This window comes from Aeromonas sp. QDB14 (assembly GCF_027707845.1).
Lineage (GTDB): Bacteria > Pseudomonadota > Gammaproteobacteria > Enterobacterales > Aeromonadaceae > Aeromonas > Aeromonas caviae.
On the sequence record NZ_JAPCJD010000047.1, the window covers coordinates 24,493 to 32,009 of the forward strand.

6 protein-coding genes are annotated in these 7,517 nt (G+C 61.9%); all 6 read right to left on the reverse strand.

What is annotated here, in order from left to right:
• Nucleotides 1-112: 112 nt before the first annotated feature.
• The 6 genes from PG887_RS14955 to recR all read right to left on the reverse strand — a co-directional run bounded on the left by PG887_RS14955 (nt 113) and on the right by recR (nt 6,909).
• A complete protein-coding gene (locus tag PG887_RS14955; RefSeq protein WP_042863723.1) occupies nt 113-1,417 on the reverse strand; it encodes an inosine/guanosine kinase in 1,305 nt (434 codons plus the stop codon).
• 174 nt (nt 1,418-1,591) lie between these two features.
• Nucleotides 1,592-1,984, reverse strand: coding sequence for an MAPEG family protein (locus PG887_RS14960; RefSeq protein WP_042017277.1), 393 nt, complete (start codon nt 1,982-1,984; stop codon nt 1,592-1,594).
• Nucleotides 1,985-2,048: 64 nt separating this feature from the next.
• Nucleotides 2,049-3,023 carry a ferrochelatase gene (gene hemH, locus PG887_RS14965; RefSeq protein WP_270822111.1) on the reverse strand — a complete coding sequence of 325 codons (975 nt, stop codon included), beginning with the start codon at nt 3,021-3,023 and terminating at the stop codon, nt 2,049-2,051.
• Between the two features lie 119 nt (nt 3,024-3,142).
• A complete protein-coding gene (gene adk, locus PG887_RS14970) occupies nt 3,143-3,787 on the reverse strand; it encodes an adenylate kinase (RefSeq protein WP_010674422.1) in 645 nt (214 codons plus the stop codon).
• A 239-nt stretch (nt 3,788-4,026) separates the two neighbouring features.
• Nucleotides 4,027-5,940: a molecular chaperone HtpG gene (gene htpG / locus PG887_RS14975; protein ID WP_270822112.1), complete on the reverse strand. Its 1,914-nt coding sequence runs from the start codon at nt 5,938-5,940 to the stop codon at nt 4,027-4,029.
• A gap of 366 nt (nt 5,941-6,306) precedes the next feature.
• A complete protein-coding gene (gene recR, locus PG887_RS14980; RefSeq protein WP_010674419.1) occupies nt 6,307-6,909 on the reverse strand; it encodes a recombination mediator RecR in 603 nt (200 codons plus the stop codon).
• Nucleotides 6,910-7,517 lie beyond the last annotated feature (608 nt).

Sequence of the window (7,517 nt, forward strand, 5' to 3'; positions counted from 1 at the left end):
GACGCGGGCTGTCCACGATGTCAGCAAAAGCGATGCCAAAAACATGATCCAGCCCCAAAAACAAGAAAGGGTGCCCAGTGGCACCCTTTCTCGTGGTCGACAGGAAGAGGTATCACCGCTCCCAGTACACCTCTTCCAGGCTGTCTTCCTTCTCCGGCAACCCGCGGGAGAGGCGCGGGCTGCTCTGGGCCAGTACCTCGTAGCTCACCCGGTTGGCGTACTTGCACACCTGGGCCAGAGAGGAGTAGGTCAGGAATTCCGAGAGATGCTTGGCGGAGTTCGGCACGTTCATGCGGTGGTAGGCGTTCGCCACCATGTCGTGCAGCACGGCGGACAGCGCCCCGTCCCCTGCCCCGTTGGTGTTCTTGATCTTCTCCGGGCCGCCCATGTAGGGGGAGATGTGGGAGTAGATACGCGCAGGCTTGCGGCACTTGTCCCGGGCCATGGGGCGGCTGAACTCGTACATGTTGAACTCGGGGATGACGCCGGGCAGCAGGGTGTGGGTGGTCTCGCGCTTGTAGTCCTCGTCGGTGTAGCTCGCCATGTAGAGGCCGATGGGGCCGGCGGTGCAGAGCACCATGTCCGCCCAGTCCAGCGCCTTGTCGGCCGCGCCGAGGGGATCCTTTATCCCGGTCAGGGCCTCCGCCTCGTCCTCGTTCATGGCGAGCACGGTCACGTTCTCGCTGATGAAATCGCGCCACCACTGGGGATTCTCGTCGATGACGAAGCGGGTGCCCAGGGTCAGCACCACGGGCACCCCGGCCTCGCGAGCATAGCGCACCGCGGCCATGGCGGCCTCCTTCATGGGCGTGCCGTCGGCGCCGCGCACCAGGTAGGCGGTGATCACCAGGGCCGAGGCCTCCTTGATGATGGTCTCGGGGATGTGGTCCACATCCAGGTGATCCATCTTGCCGGCGTTGATGCCAAAGCTGCGCTCTCCCCCTTCGGTGATGAAGGTGAAGCAGCGCCCGACCGGGCCGTCCACCGGCTGCAGGTAGTCGAGGTTGACCCGGGAGGAGGTGTTGCACAGATAGCGGTAGGCATAGCTGCCGATGCGGATGTCCTGGCTCATGACGCCAAGCAGGATGGAGTGGGAGTCCGCCAGCACGGAGTAGTTGTGCATGGTGTTGCCGATGGTGCCACCGGCAAATTCGCTCACCACCATGTTGTTGGCCTTGAGCTCGTCGTAGACCATCTCCGCCACCTCGTCGGAGATGAGCATGGAGTGGCCCTTGCTCAGGCCGTACCGGTTCAGGAAGTCTTCGTCCACATGGGCTTCGATATCCACCAGAGTCTGATCGATGCCCACTACATAGGCCTTGCCCAGTTCGGTGAGCTGGGAATTCTGCGGGATCAGGGGATCACGTCTGTCGACCGGGAAGTAGTGTTTGGACTTGCGCTGACCGGGAAATTTCATGGCAATCTTCTGTGCTCTGGGGAAAAGAGGGGCGGGATTTTAACACAATCCACCACGCCGAAAAGTCGCACGATTGAATTTTGAGGTCAGTATAGACAAGGGCTTGCGAGGAAAACGTTTGACTTGCCTGCCACAAAAAACCACCCCGTGACGGGGTGGTGTGCGGGATGACATTCAGCTTGCCGAGAGCCCCTGCACCAGGGCCAGCACCGAGAACATCCCCAGCGACAGCCAGAAGAAGAGGGTGCCGAAGAGGCGCGGCATGTTGGGAGCCCTGGGGATCTGGATGCCGATGGCATGCAGGATGCGACCCACCAGCAGCAGCACACCGCCCAGGTGCAGCCAGAGCGACCCGACCCCCGCCAGTTCGCACAGGGCCATCAGCAGCAGGGTGAGGGGCACGTACTCGGCAAAGTTGCCGTGGGCGCGGATCGCGGCCAGCATCTCGGGGGCTTCCCCCTCCCCTATCATCACCCTGAACTGGGCGCGGCGCTTGACCACCCAGAAGGAGAGCAGCAGGAACAAGAGCCCGAGCAGGCCGGCGTAAATCAGCGTGATATGCATCATCAGGACACTCCTTTATCGTTGAATCCGAACGTCCGCCACGTCGGGCACCGGATGAGAACGGCCATCATGCCAGCTCGCGACAGATGAGGGAAACCATCATGCGGATATGGGCCTGATCGCTGTTGAGGGCCGGGATGTATTCAAACTGCTCGCCACCGGCAGCCATGAAGATTTCCCGGTTCTGCACCTGGATCTCCTCCAGGGTCTCGAGGCAATCCGCCGAGAAGGCCGGGCAGATGACATCGAGCCGCTTGACGCCGCGAGAGGGCAATTCGGCCACGGTCAGGTCCGTGTAGGGCTTGAGCCACTCCTCCTTGCCAAAGCGGGACTGGAAGCTCGCGGTCCACTGCTCCGGGGCCAGCCCCAGCGCCTCCGCCAGCAGGGCGGCGGTGCGTCTGCACTGATGACCATAAGGATCCCCTTCCCGCTCGTAGCGCTCGGGAATGCCGTGGAAGGACATCAGCAGATGCTCCCCCTGGCCGTGCAGCTCCCAGTGGCGACGCACGCTCATGGCCAGCGCCTGGATGTACTCCGGGTGGGCATGGTAATCGCGGATGAGCCGCACCACCGGCAGATTGCGCTCGGTTTTCATCGCCCTGGCCCAGGCGTCGAACACCGAGGCAGTGGTACTGACCGAATACTGGGGATAGAGCGGCAGCAGGATCACCCGGTTGACCCCCTGGGCCTTGAGGGCCTGCCAGCCATCGGCCAGCGACGGGGCGCCATAAGTCATGGCGAGCGCCACCGGCACCTCGACCCCTTCCCGCTTGAGCTCATGCTCCAGGGCCGCGCGCTGCTGCTGGCTGATGACCATCAGGGGGGAGCCCTGCTCGGTCCACACCTGCTGATAGAGCTTGGCCACCTTGGGGGAGCGGGTCGGCAGGATGATGAAGTGAAGCAAGGGGCACCAGAGGTAGCGCGGCAGGTCGACGACCCGCTGATCGTGCAGAAACTGGCTGAGAAACGCCTTGACCGCCGCCGTGGTCGGCGCGGCCGGGGTACCCAGATTGACCAGCAAGATCCCGGTTTTCGTGGTCACGTTAGCATCCTGTCGTTCTGTGTCGTGGGAATGGAATGCAAGAAAGGGCCCGGTATGGACCCTTTTCTCACCCTCGTCGCCAACCGGCGAACGGCTGCGTCCTGCCGGCCCTGAATGGCTTAACCGAGAATGGCGGCCAGTTGCTGGCTGACCAGATCCACCGGCTGGGTGCCGTCGATCTTGACGTAACGGGTGTTGCCCGCTTCCGCTTCTTTGCCGTAGAAACCGATGAGCGGCGCGGTCTGCTGATGGTAGACATCCAGACGCTTGCGCACTGTGGTCTCTTCGTCGTCGGCACGGATCACCAGATCCTCGCCGGTCACGTCATCCTTGCCTTCCACTTTCGGCGGGTTGAACACCACGTGGTAGGTACGGCCGGAGCCGGAGTGCACGCGGCGGCCGCTCATGCGCTTGACGATCTCTTCGTCCGGCACGTCGAATTCCAGCACGAAGTCCACGGTCACACCGGCATCCTTCATGGCTTGCGCCTGGGGAATGGTGCGGGGGAAGCCGTCCAGCAGGAAGCCGTTGGCGCAATCCGGTTGCGCGATGCGTTCTTTGACCAGGCCGATGATGATGTCGTCGGAGACGAGCTGACCTGCGTCCATCACGGCTTTGGCCTTGAGGCCCAGCTCGGTACCCGCCTTGATCGCCGCACGCAGCATGTCGCCGGTGGAGATCTGCGGAATACCGTGTTTTTCCATGATGAACTGAGCCTGGGTACCCTTGCCGGCGCCCGGAGCTCCCAACAGAACAATGCGCATACACGCTCCTAGTTGATTGGTTATTCAATTCTTGAGAAGGCAAAAAACTACACGTTTTCGCCCGTATTAACAAGCTCGCCCCGTGTGAGTGGCCAGATTATCACCACACTCCCGCCCCGTCTCTGCGACCAAAGACGCAGACGACGACCACGAAAAATGATTGAAAATGCAGCAGCGCACCAGAGGGGAACGGCCAAAAAAAAAGCCCACTGTCATGCAGTGGGCCAATCACAATCACATCACGCCTGGAGTAGCAGACGGTTGATACGGGAGACGAAGCTCGCCGGATCATTGAGACCGCCCTGCTCCGCCAGCTGGGCCTGCTCGTGCAGGAGGGAGACCCACTCGCCAAACAGGCTCTCATCCTCGATGGTGCCGAGCTTCTTCACCAGGGCATGGTCGGGGTTGAGCTCCAGGATGTACTTCTGCTCCGGCACCGGCTGACCGGCGGCGCGCATCAGCTTGATCATCTGGGTGCTCATGCCGTGGGCGTCGGTGACGATGCAGGACGGCGAGTCGGTCAGACGGTGGGTGACGCGCACCTCTTTCACCGCCTCCCCGAGGCTCTTCTTGACCCGCTCCACCAGACCGGCGTTGGCTTTTTCGGCCTCCTCCTGCGCCTGCTTGGCGGCGTCGTCTTCCAGATCCCCGAGATCCAGTTCGCCACGGGTGACGGAGACCAGCTGCTTGCCGTCGAACTCGGTCAGGTGGCTCATCAGCCACTCGTCCACCCGCTCCCACATCAGCAGCACTTCGACGCCCTTCTTGCGGAAGATCTCGAGGTGCGGGCTGTTCTTGGCAGCGGCATAAGAGTCGGCGGTGATGTAGTAAATCTTCTGCTGACCTTCCTTCATGCGGCCAACGTAATCCTCCAGCGACACGGTCTGGGCTTCGCCCTCACCGGCGGTGCTGGCAAAGCGCAAGAGCTTCGCGATCTCTTCCCGGTTGGCGTAATCCTCGGCCGGGCCCTCTTTGAGCACATTGCCGAACTCGCTCCAGAACTTGGCGTACTTCTCGCCATCGTCTTTCGCCAGCTTGTTGAGCATGGTGAGCACGCGCTTGGAGCAGGCCTTGCGCAGGGAGGCGGTCACCTTGTTGTCCTGCAGGATTTCACGGCTGACGTTGAGCGGCAGATCGTTGGAGTCCAGCACCCCTTTCACGAAGCGCAGGTAGGTCGGCATGAACTGCTCGGCGTCGTCCATGATGAAGACGCGCTGCACGTAGAGTTTCAGGCCGTGCTTCTGCTCGCGGTTGTAGAGATCGAACGGCGCGCGGGCCGGGATGTAGAGCAGGCTGGTGTATTCCTGGGCCCCTTCCACCCGGTTGTGACCCCACAGGAGCGGATCTTCGAAGTCGTGGGCGACGTGCTTGTAGAACTCCTGGTACTCCTCGTCCTTGATGTCCTTCGGGTTGCGGGTCCAGAGCGCGGTGGCGCGGTTGACCTGCTCCCACTCCCCCGGAGTGCCGACGATGGTTTCACCGTCTTCTTCCCGATCCGGCGTGCCCTCCTTGAACATCTCCACCGGCACGCTGATGTGGTCGGAATATTTGCTGACCACGGAGCGCAGGCGCCAGTCGTCCAGGAACTCCTCCTCCTCGGCTCGCAGGTGCAGGATGACGTCGGTGCCGCGGCCTTCTTTGGTCACGTCGGCCACGGTGAAGGAGCCTTCCCCCTCGGATTCCCACTGCACGCCCTGACCCGGCTCGCTGCCGGCGGCGCGGGAGATGACGGTCACCTTGTCAGCCACGATGAAGGCGGAGTAGAAGCCCACCCCGAACTGACCGATCAGCTGGGAGTCCTTGCCCTGGTCACCGGAGAGGTTCTTGAAGAACTCGGCGGTGCCAGACTTGGCGATGGTGCCCAGGTGCTCGATCACCTGGTCACGGGTCATGCCGATGCCGTTGTCCGAAATGGTCAGGGTCTTGTTCTCTTTGTCCACCACCAGGCGCACGCGCAACTGGCCGTCGTTTTCGAACAAAGAGGCATCGGAAAGCGCCTTGAAGCGCAGCTTGTCCGCCGCATCGGAGGCGTTGGAAATCAGCTCGCGCAGGAATACTTCTTTGTTGGAGTAGAGGCTGTGAGCCATCAGGCTCAGCAGTTGTTTGACTTCAGTCTGAAAGCCGTGGGTTTCGGCGTGAACACTTTGGGTCATCGACCAGTCCTCAAAACGTCGGGTTGAACAGATTCCCAAGCTAGATGGGGTTGGCCTTTCAAATATCAAGGGGCTTGCGTGCAAACTTGAGAGCAAATTTGCACACCGGCCCCTCGCTTGGCCCACACAGGCAACCCCCTCCCGACCTCCCCCTTCACAAGGGGGAGGTGCACTGCCATCCCATGTCTGGCGAAGGGGTCAGATTGGGATCGAGCGTGGAGCCAATAGCGGGGTCAGCCTTGCTCTCACCTGCCAAAGGGAGGGCAGGGGGTCGTTGCTTTCTCCCTTGCCAAAGGGAGGAGTGGGGCAGGATCCATTGCTCCCTCCCCTGCCAAGGGGAGGGCCGGGGTGGGGTCCGTGGCGTCTTTAGCTCAGGCGCTGGCGCCCCATCAGGGAGTGGGAGAGCGTGGTGCCATCCACCAGCTCCAGCTCCCCGCCCACCGGCACGCCATGGGCGATGCGGCTCACCTCCACCCCGGCGGTGCGTGCCATGTCGGCGATGTACCAGGCGGTGGCATCCCCCTCGATGGTGGGGTTGGTGGCGAGGATCAGCTCCTTGATCTGCTCCTCTTGCAGGCGGCGCTCCAGGATATCGAGCCCCAGCTCCTCGGGGCCTATGCCGTCAAGGGGCGACAGGTGGCCCATCAGCACGAAATAACGGCCGGAGAACTGGCCGGTCTGCTCGATGGCCGCCACGTCCGCCGGGCTCTCCACCACGCAGAGCAGGCCGTTCTCCTCGCGCTTGGGATTGGCGCAGATCTCGCAGCGATCGTTCTCGGTAAAGGTGCGGCAGTGGCTGCAATGACCGATTTCGGTGAGCGCCCGATTGAGCAGGGAGGCCAGGCGCAGACCGCCGCTGCGCTCGCGCTCCAGCAGGGTGAACGCCATGCGCTGGGCGGACTTGGGGCCCACGCCCGGCAAGACCTGCAGCGCCTTCATCATCTCATCGAGCAGGGGACTGAATTTCATGGGGATATCCTTTAAAGCCGCGCCGAAGGAGTGATTCGGCCCGCTTGTCTGAAGCGGCGCCGACGCCTCCATCCGAACCTATCTTGTTGGCGCAGGACTATACCCGAGCCGGCCCCGGGCGCCAATGGCCGATCCCGCCACAGTGCCTGACGGCCCAACATCACCCCGGTCGGGGCACTGCACTGAGCGGCAACCTCCCCTATCCCCACAACCCAGATCACACCATGATTGCCAAACCAATTCCCGGCAAATCGGGGAAACCGGGAAGCCCCCCCATATTGCCCCAACTCACTCCCCACCAGCCTCCAGACAAGCCAGCACGGCCAGAAACCATGCCCATATTGTTTGATTTTTCTATTCGATGACTAGTTATCGTTTAACAAAACCAAACAATAAATGCCCTCTTGAGGTCCCGATTTATGACGTTGCGCCGGTTTTCAACGGCTCCCCCTTCTGTTTTTTCACCCGCCGATTAGTATGACTCACGCGACAACCAGCTCCGTTGAGGCCGTTACCAGGGCACGGTGAGAGCTAGGGAAGGTGCGAACAAGTCCCTGATATGAGATCATGTTTGTCATCTGGAGCCATGAAAAAGGGTTCATCATGAG

Excerpts from the sequence above, each read along its gene's own strand:
- adk (WP_010674422.1), bottom strand. The coding sequence starts at position 3,787 with ATGCGCATTGTTCTGTTGGGAGCTCCGGGCGCCGGCAAGGGTACCCAG.
- htpG (WP_270822112.1), bottom strand. The coding sequence starts at position 5,940 with ATGACCCAAAGTGTTCACGCCGAAACCCACGGCTTTCAGACTGAAGTC.
- PG887_RS14955 (WP_042863723.1), bottom strand. The coding sequence starts at position 1,417 with ATGAAATTTCCCGGTCAGCGCAAGTCCAAACACTACTTCCCGGTCGAC.
- recR (WP_010674419.1), bottom strand. The coding sequence starts at position 6,909 with ATGAAATTCAGTCCCCTGCTCGATGAGATGATGAAGGCGCTGCAGGTC.
- PG887_RS14960 (WP_042017277.1), bottom strand. The coding sequence starts at position 1,984 with ATGATGCATATCACGCTGATTTACGCCGGCCTGCTCGGGCTCTTGTTC.